This window comes from [Clostridium] scindens (genome assembly GCF_019597925.1).
Lineage (GTDB): Bacteria > Bacillota > Clostridia > Lachnospirales > Lachnospiraceae > Clostridium_AP.
Genome location: NZ_CP080442.1, coordinates 379656 through 395634, shown reverse-complemented (window position 1 = coordinate 395634; position 15979 = coordinate 379656). Strand labels below are relative to the sequence as shown.

16 protein-coding genes are annotated in these 15979 nt (G+C 48.9%); 2 read left to right on the top strand and 14 right to left on the bottom strand.

Translation table 11 applies throughout. The annotated features are described in order from the left end of the window. Window positions 1-51 precede the first annotated feature (51 nt). The 4 genes from K0036_RS01745 to K0036_RS01730 are packed head-to-tail and all read right to left on the bottom strand — an operon-like array spanning window position 52 to window position 5267. A complete protein-coding gene (locus K0036_RS01745; protein WP_173694231.1) occupies window positions 52-801 on the bottom strand; it encodes an amidohydrolase family protein in 750 nt (249 codons plus the stop codon). Next, entirely contained in the window at window positions 801-1757 is a 957-nt protein-coding gene (locus tag K0036_RS01740) for an ABC transporter permease (protein ID WP_025645786.1), read from the bottom strand. Before K0036_RS01740 ends, K0036_RS01745 begins: the two co-directional genes overlap by 1 nt. Further along, the gene (locus tag K0036_RS01735) at window positions 1757-4180 is read right to left on the bottom strand and encodes an ATP-binding cassette domain-containing protein (protein WP_227060446.1); all 2424 of its coding nucleotides are present in this window, start codon (window positions 4178-4180) and stop codon (window positions 1757-1759) included. Before K0036_RS01735 ends, K0036_RS01740 begins: the two co-directional genes overlap by 1 nt. A gap of 7 nt (window positions 4181-4187) precedes the next feature. Next, window positions 4188-5267, bottom strand: a complete 1080-nt coding sequence (locus K0036_RS01730) for an ABC transporter substrate-binding protein (protein ID WP_220430575.1) — start codon at window positions 5265-5267, stop codon at window positions 4188-4190. Window positions 5268-5542: 275 nt separating this feature from the next. Here K0036_RS01730 and K0036_RS01725 point away from each other — a divergent pair, with 275 nt between their 5' ends. After that, entirely contained in the window at window positions 5543-6253 is a 711-nt protein-coding gene (locus K0036_RS01725; RefSeq protein ID WP_173694235.1) for a FadR/GntR family transcriptional regulator, read from the top strand. A gap of 113 nt (window positions 6254-6366) precedes the next feature. On the opposite strand, the gene K0036_RS01720 is transcribed toward K0036_RS01725, so the two are convergent. The 9 genes from K0036_RS01720 to K0036_RS01680 all read right to left on the bottom strand — a co-directional run bounded on the left by K0036_RS01720 (window position 6367) and on the right by K0036_RS01680 (window position 13747). Next, a complete protein-coding gene (locus K0036_RS01720; RefSeq protein ID WP_025645788.1) occupies window positions 6367-6603 on the bottom strand; it encodes a hypothetical protein in 237 nt (78 codons plus the stop codon). 50 nt (window positions 6604-6653) lie between these two features. Next, window positions 6654-7493: a S1 RNA-binding domain-containing protein gene (locus K0036_RS01715; protein WP_220430574.1), complete on the bottom strand. Its 840-nt coding sequence runs from the start codon at window positions 7491-7493 to the stop codon at window positions 6654-6656. Window positions 7494-7520: 27 nt separating this feature from the next. Beyond that, the gene (locus tag K0036_RS01710) at window positions 7521-8237 is read right to left on the bottom strand and encodes an acyl-[acyl-carrier-protein] thioesterase (protein ID WP_220430573.1); all 717 of its coding nucleotides are present in this window, start codon (window positions 8235-8237) and stop codon (window positions 7521-7523) included. Beyond that, window positions 8224-9408: a cation diffusion facilitator family transporter gene (locus tag K0036_RS01705; RefSeq protein ID WP_025645794.1), complete on the bottom strand. Its 1185-nt coding sequence runs from the start codon at window positions 9406-9408 to the stop codon at window positions 8224-8226. The genes K0036_RS01710 and K0036_RS01705 overlap by 14 nt, the downstream gene beginning before the upstream one ends. A 22-nt stretch (window positions 9409-9430) precedes the next feature. Further along, complete coding sequence (gene spoIIR / locus K0036_RS01700; protein ID WP_025645796.1) at window positions 9431-10114, bottom strand: stage II sporulation protein R; 684 nt, start codon at window positions 10112-10114, stop codon at window positions 9431-9433. Window positions 10115-10178: 64 nt separating this feature from the next. Then, on the bottom strand, window positions 10179-10856 hold the full coding sequence (locus K0036_RS01695; RefSeq protein WP_025645798.1) for a GntR family transcriptional regulator: 678 nt from the start codon (window positions 10854-10856) through the stop codon (window positions 10179-10181). Window positions 10857-10859: 3 nt separating this feature from the next. Further along, window positions 10860-11735, bottom strand: a complete 876-nt coding sequence (gene ispE / locus K0036_RS01690) for a 4-(cytidine 5'-diphospho)-2-C-methyl-D-erythritol kinase (RefSeq protein ID WP_220430572.1) — start codon at window positions 11733-11735, stop codon at window positions 10860-10862. 33 nt (window positions 11736-11768) lie between these two features. Beyond that, window positions 11769-13328, bottom strand: a complete 1560-nt coding sequence (locus K0036_RS01685) for a DUF3794 and LysM peptidoglycan-binding domain-containing protein (protein ID WP_025645802.1) — start codon at window positions 13326-13328, stop codon at window positions 11769-11771. 11 nt (window positions 13329-13339) lie between these two features. Then, window positions 13340-13747, bottom strand: coding sequence for a protease complex subunit PrcB family protein (locus K0036_RS01680; RefSeq protein ID WP_025645804.1), 408 nt, complete (start codon window positions 13745-13747; stop codon window positions 13340-13342). A gap of 119 nt (window positions 13748-13866) precedes the next feature. Here K0036_RS01680 and malQ point away from each other — a divergent pair, with 119 nt between their 5' ends. Further along, window positions 13867-15375, top strand: coding sequence for a 4-alpha-glucanotransferase (gene malQ / locus K0036_RS01675; RefSeq protein WP_220430571.1), 1509 nt, complete (start codon window positions 13867-13869; stop codon window positions 15373-15375). 47 nt (window positions 15376-15422) lie between these two features. Here the strand turns inward: malQ and K0036_RS01670 are convergent, their stop codons facing one another. After that, complete coding sequence (locus K0036_RS01670) at window positions 15423-15977, bottom strand: nuclear transport factor 2 family protein (RefSeq protein ID WP_220430570.1); 555 nt, start codon at window positions 15975-15977, stop codon at window positions 15423-15425. Window positions 15978-15979: the final 2 nt, after the last annotated feature.

Sequence of the window (15979 nt, the reverse complement as noted above, 5' to 3'; positions counted from 1 at the left end):
CCGGCTATCACGCCCCCGAGCGGATGATAGCCGGATTTTTGGTTCCTGCCTTTAGTCCACGTCTAGCCCATAGACCCTGGCAGCGTTTTTATACAGTACCTTTTCAAGTTCTTCTTCCTCTTTTATGACAGAGCGGTATTTTGCCAGTTCCACTGGAATCTGGTATATATTATCAGACGAGAACATAATCTTGTCACAGCCTACCTGCCTGATCATATTCATAACGCCAATCACTCCCACCCAGCTTGGCTCCAGATACACATTCTCATACTTCGCGGCAAGATACGCTGCCTGCTGATGGTGCATCTCCGAACCTGCATGGGCAAGGATGCATGGAACATCAGGAAAACTTCTCAACGCCTTTTCCACGCTCATAGGATCAGAAAATGGAATTCCTGCGCCTGTATGGATCATAAGCGGAACTTTCAGTTCCCTGCACACCTCCCAGACGTGCATGGCGTCTTTCGAGGAAGGATGGCAGGCATGACCGATCGGCGTAATCTTGATGCCTACGAATTTTAGTTCCCGAATGCATCGGACAGCCTCTTTATCATACTCTTCTGGCCTGAAGTGGGGGTTGATAGACGCCATCCCCCAGAACCTTTTCTCTTTGCATTTTGTCATCTCATAGATTCTGTCATGGATCCGTACATGGTCTTCCATATAGATTCTGGGCAGATATGGCTGTATGATTGCTCCATCTACGCCGTTCTTCTTATACGCGTCCAGCAGCTGTTCTTCTGTCTGCTGCTCGTCAAATACGACATCTTCTCCGAGATGCCCGTGAACATCAATAATCATTACTTGCCTCCTGTTTCTTTGCTGCCGGCTCCCAGCAGAAGCACCACGATAATCAGCGCGCCTTTGGCTATATTCTGCGCTCCCACTGAAAAGCCCATGATCTGCATTGCCGTCACGATCAGCCCGAGGAAAAGGCAGCCTGCCAGCGTGCCTGGGACATTGGCCTTTCCTCCGGATATTAGTGTGCCGCCTACGACGATGCTCGCTACGGTCTCTAAGGTATAGTCATCCCCCATTCCCAGGATCGCGTTTCCCACCCTGGCCGCGATCAGCACGCCACCTATGGCAGCCAGAACGCTGCTGAATACATAGGTAAGTATTTCCACCTTATTCACCTTGATTCCCGCAAGTCCTGCCGCTTCTCTATTCTGCCCGATGGTCACCAGCGACTTGCCATAAGAGGTACGATTAAGAAGGAACCAGAACAATACCGCCAATAGTATCACAAGAAAGATGATCAGCTGTACGCCAAATATCCTTGCCTTGATCAGCTTATCCAGCATCGGCGCTGTCCCGAACACGGAAAAGTTCTTATTGATCAGGAGGGCTGCCGTGGTCAGGATATAGTTCATTGCCATGGTGGCGATGATTGCCGGTATCTGGAGATAGATTACCATAAGCCCGTTCAGGATTCCGATCACCGCGGCCACCGCGATCACTGCCAGAATTGCCGGAAGGACATTCTTATCCTCCCCGTCCATAATGCTCATGGATATAAAAGCCATCAGCGTAAGTACGCCCGGGATGGACAAATCAATGGCGCCTCGTCCGGATGTCACTACCAGCATCTGTCCAAAAGACAAGATGACCAGAAAAGAGGCGATATACGCATTGGAAAGGAAACTCTCCACATTCAGCCTGCCGGACGTAAGCCCCATGATCAGCCAGAGCAGAAAGGCGCCTGCTGCCGCCCACAGCCAGTTATTTTCTCGAATATATTTTTTTACCTTTTTCATCACTGCAGCTTCTCCTTTCTAATCAGTCTTAAAGACAATATGATAATCAGGACAAGCCCCTGGATTGTCGCGGTATAATCCGTGCTGACCTTCAGAAGGCCCAGAAGCACGCTGATCATGGTAAGGGAGATGCCTCCGAATACCGCGCCTATATGCGTCACCACGCCTCCGGAGAAGTAGCCGCCCCCGATAATTACGGCTGCCACGGTCAGCATGGTATATGTAGCAGATGCATTAACGTCGGATGCGCCCGTGATCACAGACTGGGCAATTCCCCCCATGGCCGCAAAGGTTCCCGCGATCATGTAGGTGGTCCAGTATGCCTTCGCCTTAGACCATCCGCTGTTGCGCATTGCATTCTCATTGTTTCCAAATCCCCGGAGAGCCGTGCCATATCTGGAGCGGTATATGAATATCGCTGCTACGATAAATAGAACCAGCCATACCAGCACGCCCTGCAGAATTGGGTTGTTGAAGTTAAATATATGGACCATCCATTCCGGAACATGTCCCCCTGGAACGTCCTGCAGCACATATGCGATTCCCGTCCATACAAAAGACATGCCCAAGGTCACGATGATTGGCGGCACATCCCGCAGGTATATCACGAGTCCCATGCAGGAGTATGCAATAATCAGGCCTGCCAGGCACAGAAGCCCAAGGCCGGTGCTCTGATCCAGAATCGTGGCGCAGATGACATTCACAAGCCCCATGAACGCCCCTACTCCCAAGTCGATATGCCCAAGGCCGATGATAAATGTCTGGGCCAAGGCCGCAAACACGAATGGCGCAAAGCCTACCGCCAGAAGTTCAACCCCGAACTTAGAGAAAATAGAAGGAGACATGAACCCGCAGACCATATACAGGACAAGCATGGAAATCAGTGAAAATAAATAAAGCCTGGGTGTCTTGGCCTTCCTTTTCTCCAGGTTGTCCGCCTTCTCCTTATTGTTACGGAAAGCGACTTTAAGCATGGAAGAATGATCAAATTCTTCATGGCTGAACTCCCCGGCAATTGTCCCATTATTCATAACCAGCAGGCGGGTGCAATATTCCAGTTCCGCGTCATCCGAGGTCTTCCAGATGACTAGTTTTCCCGCCTTGGCTGCCTCCCGGAATACTTCGTACAATTCCAGCTTCGTCCCGATATCTACGCCCCGGGTCGGATCATCCAGCAAAATAATATCCGCATCTACAGCCAGCGCCCGGCCAATCAGCACCTTCTGCTGGTTGCCCCCGCTCAGCATCGTGATAAGGTCATCGGTAGACGCGCATTTTGTCTTTAGCCTCTGGTTCCAGTGCGTGACCGCCTGATCTACATTTCCCATGGATATGGGCTTAAACAGCGCAGAATCCGCGATCTTGGAGACAATCATATTGTCTTTGATCGATCCCAGCGGGAAGATGCCTTCCTTCTTCCTGTCTCCGGCAACATAAGCTACTTTTCCACTGATCTGAAGCCCGGGCCTTTTCTTCTTTGCCTGGTAAAAGATCTCCTGGATCAGCTCCAGCTGCCCATTGCCTTCTAATCCGGTAATAGCAACGATCTCTCCGCCGTACATTTCCTTTGTCACATTCTTTAAATGCTTGGAAGAATAATCGTGAAAACTCACCCTGGTATTCTTGTTCAGTTCAGGAGCCAGAAATATCCCTGCCTTCTTCTCAACCGCTCCATCCCCCATACGCTCCACAATATCGTCTTCATCCGTCTCACCTATGGGGCACTGATACTTCTGGGCCCCATTCTGCATAATGTATATATAGTCAGCCAGAAACATGATCTCTTTCAATCTGTGGGATATGTAGATATAGGCAATCTTCTGTTCCCTGGCGCTCTTCTTGATGTAATCCTGCAGCTGTTCCGTCTGTCTTGCCGGAAGAGATGAAGTCGGCTCATCCAGCACCATCATCTTGACATCCGGATCGCTGGTTGCCCTTGCGATCTCCACCATCTGCTGCTGGGCAATGCTTAAAGTCGCAAGTCCTGCCCCTACATCAATTCCGTGATCCGGGAACACCCGGTCAAGCGCCTGCCTGGCCATTTCTCTCGCTTCATCTCTCCACTTTGGGTTCCCTTTTTGAAATCTTTGATACTGCTCAATATAGAAATTTTCGTATACTGTCAGATTCTTGCATAAGGACAGTTCCTGATGCACCACCCGGATTCCCTTTGAACGTGCTGTGGCAGGCGTGTATTTATTCAGATTGATCTCTTCTCCAAGAATCTTAATGCTTCCGGAGTCGCTGCTAATGACTCCCGATAGTATCTTTGTCAGCGTGCTCTTTCCGGCACCATTTCCGCCTACCAGGGCTAGAACCTCGCCCTGGTAGACATTGATGTCCAGATGATTAACGGCTGTTGTAGGGCCATACACCTTCAACAGGTCTTTTCCTTCAAGAAAGATTTCCCTCAAGTCGTTCACCGTCCTTCTATTTAGATGCGTCAATGATATTCTCGATTACGTATTCGTTTGTAAAGTCAGGTGATACGAAGGTTCCGGCCTTCATTCCTTTATATTCGCCTACATTGTCTTTGGTTATATGTGGTACGCTTAACATCATCTCTTCCGGTACATCATATCCGTTGAGGATATCCAGCGCGGTCCAGAACGCAGCCGCGCCGCAGCCTGGCGTGGAGCCCTGGCTGAGAGTCTCATATCCGTCCTGCTCAAGCCACCAGTTAATATATTCCGCCGTGTTATCTCCAATAATGATAGGCATATCTTTGCCGGACTGGTCAAATGCATTTACCGCGCCGATGGCATCGCCGCCGCAGTGGGTAATTACTGCATCCACGTCAGGAAGAGAAGCCATGACCTTTGTCAGTTCTTCCTGGGTCTTTGTTGCACTGGCCTCGCCAATCACTTCCTGCACGATCTTTAGATCAGGATAGTCTTTCATCGCCTCTGTGATGCCGGCATATATTCCCTGGTCAGGAGCAGCGCCTGAGACGCCCCTTACGACTACCACGTTTCCTTTGCCATCCAGCTGCTCTCCAACATAATTCACGCTGTCCTTGCCGATCTGCTCCCAAGGATAGTCCATTGTATATACGCCATCCAAGTCTACGATAGAGTCGAAGGCAACGACTGTAATACCAGCGTCCAAAGCCTTCTGGATCGTACTGTTAAGCGCCGTTGGCGATGCCGCGCATATGCAGATGGCATCCACGCCTTCTAATATAAAGCTGTTAATCTGGGCAATCTGGGAATTCACCGTATTATCCCCATTCTGGATCTCATAGTCAGAGATATATCCTGCTTTTTTGGCTTCCTCGGCTGAATTGGTAAATGCTTCTACCATCTGCTTTCTCCAGGTATTGCCAAAGTATGAATTTGAAAGGCCGATTACATAATCTCCTTTTTTGACCACGGCATCTCCATCCGACTTGGACTCACTGCTTTTTGCCTCGCTTTTGCCGCCATCTTCTGCCTTCTTTTCTCCGCATCCTGCTGCCATGCATGCTACAAGCGTCAGGCACAGTAGAATACTCACGATTTTTTTCTTCATTTTTCTCCTCCTTGAAACAGTCCTTTTCTACTTTGTTCTCTATTGTATATAATTAAACATTTGATGTTTAATGTATATCACATTTTGTATAATCTGTCAATACTTTTCATTTTTCGAGACAAATAATTAGCATTTTTCATATATTTTCGAATTATAAGCAAAATATTGTCATATTTTCAATATAATATTACAATAAATCATTTGACGTTTTATCTTTGTTTATGGTAGATTAATACATATAGATACATCGAAAATAGAAACATCGGAGGTAAACCATGTCCATCTTCTATGAGAAAGCCAGCAAGCGCGAATCTGCAGTTGACATTGTCGTCAATAATATTAAGCAGCTGCTGATCGACCGCCGGCTAAAGCCTGGGGACAAGCTGCCCAGCGAGCTGGAAATATCCGAAGGCCTGGGGGTAAGCCGCGGCTCTGTAAGGGAAGCCATGAAAATACTCTCTGCCTTTGGCCTGATCGATATCCGTGTCGGCAATGGCACTTATGTATGCGAGACTCCGGCAAACAGCATTCTGGATTCCTTTCTGTTCAGTTTTTTTACTGTGAATCCGAATATTGACGACATTTACGAATTCCGCCATATATTCGAGATTAATATTCTGGAATTAATATTGAAGCATTACGATGAGAACCAGCGTGAAAGACGGGCGCTGAAAGATAATCTGGATGAGCTTGGCATGTTGATGAAGTTCGGCGCGTATCCGGAAAAATTAAGGGAAAATGACCTGGAATTCCACCGACTGCTCGGGAAGGCGTCCTGCAACCTGCTGGCGGAACGGATCTATAATTTCGTCATAGACTTTATGGAGCCATCCATCACGGCAACGCATAAGCATCAGCATGGAGGCATTGTCTATAAGGTACACAAGAATATTGTAGATATCATTGAGACAAAGGACGCGGGACGTATCGATGAAGTGATTACCGCCTCTGTAGATACCTGGTCTGTCCTCCAGTCTCCGGAGTAATCTTAAGCATTCATTATTTAAAAAGCAGACAAAAAAACTGCCAATGGATTAATTCTTCCATTGGCAGCAATCATTTCTGCTATCTGCTTATATCATCGTCAAGCCCAGGCCTGTTACTCGCCATTGATCATAAAGTTCACCAGCTTGTCGATATCTTCCTTCTCATATGCAATAATCTCTAACTCCGGAATCTCTCCATTAGAGAAAATATTCGCCATAGACACATACTGGGACAGTTTGGACTTTAAGTTCAGCCTGTCTCCCTCGCCTGTTACTAACTCGACCCTGCCTTTGCACTGGTCAACTACCTTAAAAAACTTATCTACGTCTGTGATGTTCTGTACTTTCATCTTCTACCAATCTCCTTTCCAATTTTCAATCCTTCGCCCCTTATTATAAACTATTTGTTAAGGATTTCAATGCTTTTTTCACGAATTTCTATCTTTCCCTCTTTTAAAAGGCGGCCAATTGCGCGCTTGAACGCGTTCTTGCTTAAGTCAAACTCCTTCTTGATCAGTTCCGGGTCTGCCTTATCGGTAAAAGGCAGGCTTCCGCCATATTCTTCCATCCGCTTCATGATCAAGTCCGCGTCCACATCCATCTGCAGAAATGCCTTCTCCCTCACGCTGAGATCTAATTTTCCGTCCTCTTTTACTTTTACAACCCTTGCTTTTACTCTGTCTCCCACTCTAAGCTTCCCAAAGGCTTCCCTCTTAGGTATCAACGCGGAATAGAGATTGTCCACTGCTACGAATACGCCGAAATTATCGCTTAACTCATAGATGATTCCTTCCACCTGGTCATCCACTTTATAAGGAGAATCCGTACGCAGCCTTTCGTAGACCTTCATGGTGGCGCACAGTCTTTGCGACTTGTCGATATATAGGGCTACCAGGATCTGGTCCCCCTTCTTAAGCGGCGCCGTCTGCTCCCGGAAGGGAAGCAGCAGATCCTTCTCCAGCCCCCAGTCCAGAAATGCGCCAATTCCTCCCGTCGCGGCAACGGTAAGTACTGCCAGTTCTCCCAGCATGATCTTTGGCTCGTTGGTGGTGGCGATCAGCCTGTCCGAAGAATCCTTATACAGGAATACTTCGATCGGATCTCCCACCTCCACGCCTTCCGGCACCTGTTTTTTCGGCAGTAGTACCTTCTCCTGGCTATTCCCCAGGTATACGCCGAATTCCACCTCTTTTACCACCATAAGCGTCTTTTTTGTTCCTAATCCTTCTTCTAATGTCATGCTTTCCTCCTTCTTAAGCCCTTGCCCTTACTTTAGTTCTACGACTGCGTAGGGCTTTCCTGCTTCATCGCACAGTTCCACTACCGTCCGGTCTTTTTCATACGCTGTCCGGGGATAAATGACATCCCCATATACGGCCGATCTCTTGTATTCTACCCGCAGCTGCCGTACTTCCATCCGTTCTTTCAGCACTTCCAAAGCCATCTGCACATACTGACAGTTGTTGACATGTTCATTGGTATCGATATGATATTTCCTTACCGGAAATGCATCCATAGGCTCTGCATCCTTTGGAAGCGCGATCTTCCTGGGCGCATACTCCATCTTGAGAGGCTCCCCTTCTCCGTATGCCTTCGTCTCGTCTTCTCCCGGCTTTGCCGGCCTTCCCTTTTCTATATCCATATAGACCCATACCGAGTTGGCGCAGGCAGTCATCTGCTGCCCTTCATCTTCCATACAGAAGTTACGAAGCCCATAGAGGCCGTTGAATTCGGTAGCCCAGGTGCTGACGCTGATCTCTTCCCCCAGGAAAGGGTATCTGTCGATCACGACCTGCCAGGCGGACAGGATCCACGCCCTTTTATGCTTTGCGAAGTGATCGACTCCCAGTCCCAGCCCTTCCGACTGAAAGGTGCTGCAGTCCTGGAAGTAGTTTACGATTCCTGGAAGCGTGATCCGTTTGGTGTGATCTACCTCGCTGAATCTTACCCTGCTTTTAAATGTATATTGATTATCCCTTTGCACTTGCTACATAACTCCTTTCAATGGTGATAACGCACTGGTATCTTTTATCTGCCATCTGAAGCAGCTTCCGAAGCGTCATCTTCAGTTCATTCTGTTTCTGCGTGCTGTACTCAAAGGGCACCACCATGTCAAAGATCAGATTGATCTGCTCTTTGCCGTCCACCATGCGGAAATCATGGATGGACACGCGTGAGTCCACTGCATCCAATATCTGTTCCACCTGATGCCGCACTTCCAGCACATGCTCGTCCTTCGTCTCCACCGGATCCATATGTATTACCAGGAATATTCCCAGGCGCTTGGCCGCATCCCGCTCAATCCGGTCTATGATCTCGTGGGACACTTCGATGTCCACGTCATTGGGTACCTCCGCGTGGATGGATGCCATGCTCCTTCCTGGCCCGTAATTGTGCACGATCAGGTCATGGCTCCCCACGATTCCCTCATACTTTTCCACGAATCTGCTGATCCTCACATACTCTTCCGGGGCTACTGCCTCGCCGATCAGCGGCTCCAAAGTATCTTTGGCAATGCCGATTCCGGCCCACATTACCACCAGGGATACGCCGATTCCTACGATTCCGTCAATATTGATTCCCGTAATCCTGAAAAATAAAACGGACGCGATGGTGGCGGTCGTCGTCACAACATCTCCCATGGCATCCGTAGCCGTAGCCATCATCACTTTGGAATCAATCTTCTTCCCAAGCTTCTTATTAAACATGCCCATCCACAGTTTCACGCCAATGGACAGCACCAGTATGATGACGGATACTGCCTGGAATTTTAACTCTTCCGGGTTCTGTATCTTGCGGATGGAATCCTTAAAAAATGTAAATCCAACCTGCAGTACCAGAAAGGATACCACAAGCGCCGCTATATATTCAATCCTTCCATGGCCAAAAGGATGCTCCTCATCCGCCGGCTTGCTGGCCATCCTTACCCCCACAAGCCCTACGACGGAAGAGCCGGCGTCCGACAGATTATTGAACGCATCTGCCATGACAGAGACGCTGTGCAGGAAGAATCCTACAGCCCCCTTGACCACAAACAAAAGAACGTTGCAAAAGATGCCCACCACGCTCGCCAATACTCCATAGGCGGTGCGGACAGACACCTTTTCAACGTCTTCGTGGTTCTTAACAAAATGTCTAACTAAAAATTCAGTCATGAAAACTGCCTCCATGTTTCTCCTAATCCTCTTCGGAATCCTCTCCGAAAAAGAACCATTTTATCTTAAAGTCCGAGGTAGCGGTAACCATCTCGTATTCTTCTGCCGTCAGCGCTTCTTTCAGTTCTTCTTTCCCATCATCGCTGACTACGGCACAGGTTGAATTGGTAAAGCACAGATTGGGATACAGGACGCACCACCAGTTATGGCCTTGGGCCTTTCCAAGCTTAATCCTGAGCGCCTCGTAATCTCCTTGCGGAAACAGGATGTCTCCGTAACGCTTATCTGGAAAATAGCAGGTGGTCACTTCCGCCTCCGCCTGATAGGAATATCCTTCCTTTTTGATCACGCGGTCGGCTACCTGCTCCAGTTCCTCCAGATGGGCCTTGGCCCACTCCTTCGTATCCTTTGCATCCGTACTTCCTTCTATCTCTTCATCCATGCTTTCCTTCATATAAGTAATGACTGCGTCCCGCACCTTCAGCTTCACTGCCTGATCCTCGTCGCTGTCGCTGTTGGCCAGCACATGGAAGCGGAATACTTCCTTCGCCAGCGACTCCTGGGTACGCGCGACCTTCGCGTCCACCTGCTTCATGCGGCTTGCGGTAAGAATCAGCGTTGCGGCCAGGGCAATGCAGATTCCAAGTATAACACAGATGATCTGTCTGATTCTATATCTTTCCAAATAATTTTTCTTTCCTTCCATATGTAACGTACCTCCTTCACTGTTATTAGGAGTCTTGACATATGAAAGGCCTTTTATTCAGCTGCTAGTTATGTTTTGCCCGGATCACGTCGATCACCGCCTCTACCTGGTTGTCAATATGCCTGCACATGACCTCCGTGGCCTTCTCTTTCTCGTTATTCTCAATATGACGGATGATCGCCTCATGCTCGGCAATAAGCTGAGGAAACACGCCGTCCCGCTTCAGATACTCTACCCGGTAGCGATACATCTGCTCACGCAGGTTGTTAAGGAGCTGGATCAGCTTCTGGTTATCCGTCGCTGTATAGATAATATCATGGAAACGAACGTCCACTTCCGCGATCTCGGTAATATCGCTGCTCTTTACTACCTGCTGGAACTCCTTTGCCACGCGTTCCAGCTCGCGTATCTCTTCTTTGGTGATCTTCTCGCACGCCAGCTGTACAGACAGTTCTTCCAACGCTCTTCGCACTTCCAGGACGTCTCTTAGGCTCTTCTCTGTAATCTCAGCCACCTCGGCCCCTTTTCTTGGAATCATCAGGACAAGGCCTTCCAACTCCAGCTTGCGGATGGCCTCCCTGATCGGCGTGCGGCTAACTCCCAGCTTATTGGCAAGCTGGATCTCCATAAGCCTCTCGCCCGGCTTTAGCTCGCCTCGCAGGATCGCCTGGCGAAGCGTATTGAACACCACGTCCCGTAGAGGCAGGTACTCATTCATATTCACTTTAAAGTTCGGTTCCATCATTTATTTCCTCCTTGCATTATGTACGCTGGTCACGTACGCCTGCTTCGCTAATTGTAACTCCTTTATCCTGGCAGCGGCCTTCTTGGCCTTCTTCTTGTCTTCGAACAGCCCGAATACAGTGGGGCCGCTTCCGCTCATCATGGCATTTAGCGCGCCTTCCTTGCGCATCACGTTCTTAATCTCTTCGATGACCGGATGTTCCTCTATGGTTACATTTTCCAGCACATTGCCCATGCTCGCGGCTACCTTCTTAATATCCCCATCTTTTAGCCCCTTTATGATTCCATCAATGTCCGGATGTTCAATACTGTCATAAGAATCCAACTTCTCATAAACTAACTTGGTAGAAACGCTGATCGGCGGCTTGGAGAGCAGGACATGGCATTTGGGCATATCCGGAAGGGGCGTCAGGATCTCTCCGATTCCTTCTGCCAGCACGGTTCCCCTCATGATACAATAAGGCACATCGGCTCCCAGCGACACTGCGCGTTCCATCAGGTCTTTCTGTGACAGTCCAAGCGAAAACATACGGTTGATTCCAAATAAGACTGCTGCTGCATTGGAGCTTCCTCCAGCCATCCCGGCAGCCACTGGAATATGCTTATCCAGGGTGATCTTCACTCCCTCCTTGATCTGGAATTCCTCCATCAGCAGGCTGGCCGCCCGATAAGCCAGATTATTCTCATTGACCGGCAGGTAGAACAGGTTGGTGGACAGGCTGATTCCCGGCTCCTTCCTCTTCTCAATGCGAATCTGGTCATAGAGATACACTGTCTGCATTACCATTCGTACGTCATGGTAGCCATTCTCTCTCTTGCCCAATACATCCAGTCCCAGATTTATCTTTCCCAGTGCTTTTAAGTCCAGTTTATCCATATGTTTTCTCCTTGTATCTTGTATACAGTGTACCTACAGTATACTCATATTCTCCTTAAAAATCAATATCTTATCCCCTGGTTTTATCTCCTCTTTTTCCAGTCCGTTTACCTCCATGATTCCTTCTACCGTGGTGCTGTATCTCTTGGCAAGATCCCACAGCGCGTCGCCTTCTCTCACGATGTAGCCGGTAATTCCAGGCCTTCTTTCCACCTCTTCCATATCAATAGGCGCAAACTCCACTTCCTCGATGTTCATGATCCGAACTGGCTTCTTCAAGAAACTGTTAAATGCAAGAACGGCCTTGATCTCAATCTCATCGCTGCCCAGAAGTCCTATAGAGAGCTGCTCCACCGCAGAAGTCAGCCCATAGACCATATCCGCGGAAGTCTCGTTGCCTTCAAGCAGATAGGAAAATGGTATCATTCCCTGCCATGTATCAAAAGGTATGGTATCATCCGCTTTTACATACAAGAAGCTGATGTGCAGCACGCCCTCAATCTGAATCCCATTGTCTGCCGGTTCCGTCCGCTCGATCTGAATTCGTGCGCTGCTGTGGCAGATCTGCAGGATATCATCTTTGATCTCCGGGAGGGAGAGCTGCTCAGTCACCTTGCATTTGGAGTGATTCTGCAGCAGGAGCTGCTCCATCCACTCTTCTGTCACTCTTGGAGTGCACGCCTGCTCCAGGGAATAGATGTCCGACAGGATATCAACCTGCTCTTCTTCATATATGATCAGCCGTACTTCCAGGGTCGCCTCAACTCCGATCAGGCGCATTTCTCCATCCTCATCCATCCGCACGTCGATGTTCACATCCGTAAGTTCCGGATATATCTGGTGATACATATTATCCTGTACTCCATAGCATTCTATACGTCCTTCATATGGAATTGTCTGTTCAATCCAGTCCGTCTTGCCATCCAGAGACTCATAGAAACAGAAAAGCAGCAGTTCGCCCTGAAGTTTCAGTTCGTCCGCCTCAAGCCTCGTATCCAGTTTCCTGCTATTGACCTCCGTCCACAGAAGCGTGCCGATATTCTCCTTCGTTCCGCCGATGGACACCTCTTCCTTAATGCGGTATGTATCCTTTTTCGTGGTGAATACCCGAAGCAGTTCCTTGCTCTCATGCCGCTTATAAAGGGGCGTATCACTGTCAATGTCCGTAGTGATCTCCGCTTCCTTGCGTCCTTCGGAGCAGATGGATATCTCAGCCAGGGTCTTAAGATTTAATTTTCTGGAATGAATGGCCGTGACGGTCAGATCTACGCTTGAGGACTGGATGAACAGATCCCCCACTGGATCTTGCTCCAGATAGATCATCTCTTCAAATGGAATCCGTCCCTCCAGGCAGGACAGGCGTGTCTCCCCCTCATCCGTCACATAAAGCACCTTAAAGTTCAGCTTGCCGGCCACTCGGATATAATTTTCCACAATCTTCATATCCTCAACCGCCAGCGTTCCCTCGCCAAGTATGACTCTCTTCACATCGCTTTTCGCGTCCGGTACATTATAATCGTCATCAATGTAGAACTGGTCCGTGATGGTCTTGCCAGTCCTGTAAGTCTGCATCTGCTTTGTTACATATTCCATATCTGCGCCTCCTACTTAAATACTACTTGTTTATCTGTATACTCCATCTTTATTACCACGTAAGGATAGGTCTTCTTCTTAAGAATCTCCTCTTTTTTTCCGGGCCCTTGAAGGCCGGTCTTTAGGACGACTGAATTCCCGGTCTCATAGCATTGGGAAACTTCCACGCTATAGCCGGTGGTCTTCTTGGTTCCGTATCCTCTGGCTATGTACAGGTATCCTTTATCCCCATAGTTTAGCTTCATCTGACCGCTCTTTTCTTCTTCTATCTGTGTCATGAATTCCTCCGGCACCTCCTCTTTGGAAAGAACCGTAAATTCAATATCCCGTATCTTCTCCGTGTCCAGCTTTCCTGCGGCGCACGCCGTCAGGCCAAGAAGACAAAAGGCCAGCAGCAGTATTCCCCATCGTTTCTTCATAGAATCCCTCATAAGAGCATATTCTCTTTAACATCATACACAGCAATGCTAGGAAAAATACCAAATTTGTAGTATAATGAGGTCTATTCGTATGAAAATAGTATAGAAGGAGGAAACTCATGAAAGATAAAAAAAGACTCTCCGGCATCCTGCTGCATCCGACTTCGCTGCCATCGCCCTATGGGATTGGGGATCTTGGAGAGGCTGCCTACGAATTCGTAGACTTTCTTGCAGCGGCAGGCCAGCATCTCTGGCAGATCCTGCCGCTTACGCACACCGGATATGGAGACTCGCCTTACCAGAGTTTTTCTGCCTTTGCCGGACAGCCCCTCTTGATCAGCCCTTCCGTCTTAAAGCGTCTGGGACTTGTAGGAGATAAGGATCTGGAGGACTGCCCTGCTTCCGATGACGAGCGCGTAGACTATGGAACACTGATCCCCTGGAAGCAGCATATCCTGGAAGCAGCATATCAGGAATTCCTCAGAGATGGCTATGATAATCAGAAACTGAAGGAAGGCTTTTACAGGTTCGTCCAGGAACAAGGCTACTGGCTTAATGACTATGCTCTGTTCATGGCATGCAAGGAACGAAATGAAGGGCGCAGCTGGCTGGAATGGGATGAGCAATACCGCACCCCCACGGAAGACAGAAAAGAGCAGCTTCGAAGCCGCCTGTCACAGGCCATTGGCTTCTACCAATTTACGCAGTTCTTGTTCTTTGATGAATGGATGCGCCTGAAAGAATATGCCAATCAAAAGGATATCCGGATTATCGGGGATATTCCCATATTTGTTTCCATGGACAGCGCAGACGTATGGGCCAGCCAGCATCTCTTCCAGCTGGATTCTGACGGCTATCCCCTCAAGGTGGCCGGGGTCCCGCCGGATTACTTCTCTGCCACCGGACAGCTGTGGGGTAATCCGCTGTATGCCTGGGATGCCCATAAGGAAGAAGGCTTTACCTGGTGGATCTCCAGAATCCGGCACCAGCTGGATGTCCTTGATATCCTCCGGATCGATCATTTCCGCGGGTTTGAGGCCTACTGGTCGGTGGAATACGGGGAGAAGACTGCCATCAACGGGCAATGGGTGCAGGCTCCTGGCTATGAACTCTTTAATGCCATCCAGAATGCCCTGGGAGACGATCTTCCTATTATCGCCGAAGATCTGGGCATCATCACCGATGAGGTCAATGCGCTGCGAGAACATTTCCATTTCCCGGGAATGAAGGTGCTTCAGTTCGCTTTTGATTCCACTTTAGAGAGCAGCTATCTTCCGCATCAGTTTACTTCGCCGGACTGCGTCTGCTACACAGGTACCCACGACAACGACACCACTTCCGGCTGGTACCAGCATCTTCCGGCCGACTGTCAGGAAAAGGTGCGACGCTATACCTGCTGCAAGGACGCGTCGCAGATTGGCCGCTGCCTGATCCGTACCTGCCTTGGGAGCATTGCCCGCTACAGTATCTTTCCGCTGCAGGATCTGCTGGGCTATGGCTCGACGGCCCGCATGAACATTCCTGGCACGGCTTCTGACAATTGGAGCTGGCGCTTTAAAAAGGACGCTTTAAGCCCTGCCCTTGCCGAGGAATTAAAAGAACTTACATTATTATATGGAAGAGGATAGTAAAAGACAGGATGATATCTCCCCGAAGATTCATCCTGTCTCCTTTTTTAAAAATCACATGTATCCCACTCTTCTGGCTTCCAGCCTTCTGGTGGATTGATGTCATGGTAGCGGCCGTCAGCTTGCCGCTTGATCATACGCATCGTCTTGATGTGCCAGATTCCTTTTTCATCCTTGCAGAAATCATTACAGTATACCATCCATGTCTCCACGACTTCGCCGCTTTCCCGATAGACCTGGTGGTCCTCATACTGGAAGATTCCTCTGGCATTTTTCTCGTCCATGAGCCATACGAGAGGCTGATGGCCCATATGCATCGTTGCCAGAGGCGCATTGACCCATTTGGATGTCCTGGCCTGTTCTTCTGGCTTGGTTGATGCCAGATAGCCATTATAGTAGTATTGGAAGTCTTCATCGAACAGTTCCAGACAGAATTCTTCTTTCTTCATATCCATGATCCACCAGTAATAATACTGGGTCTCAATGATCTTCTGAAGCTCGCACAGCCTTTGGGGCGTGTACTCCTGCCTTCTGGCATGCTTCAAGGTATCAATGATCAGTTCCTGATCCTTGTCGCTGCCTGAGATTGCCTTCACTGCCATTT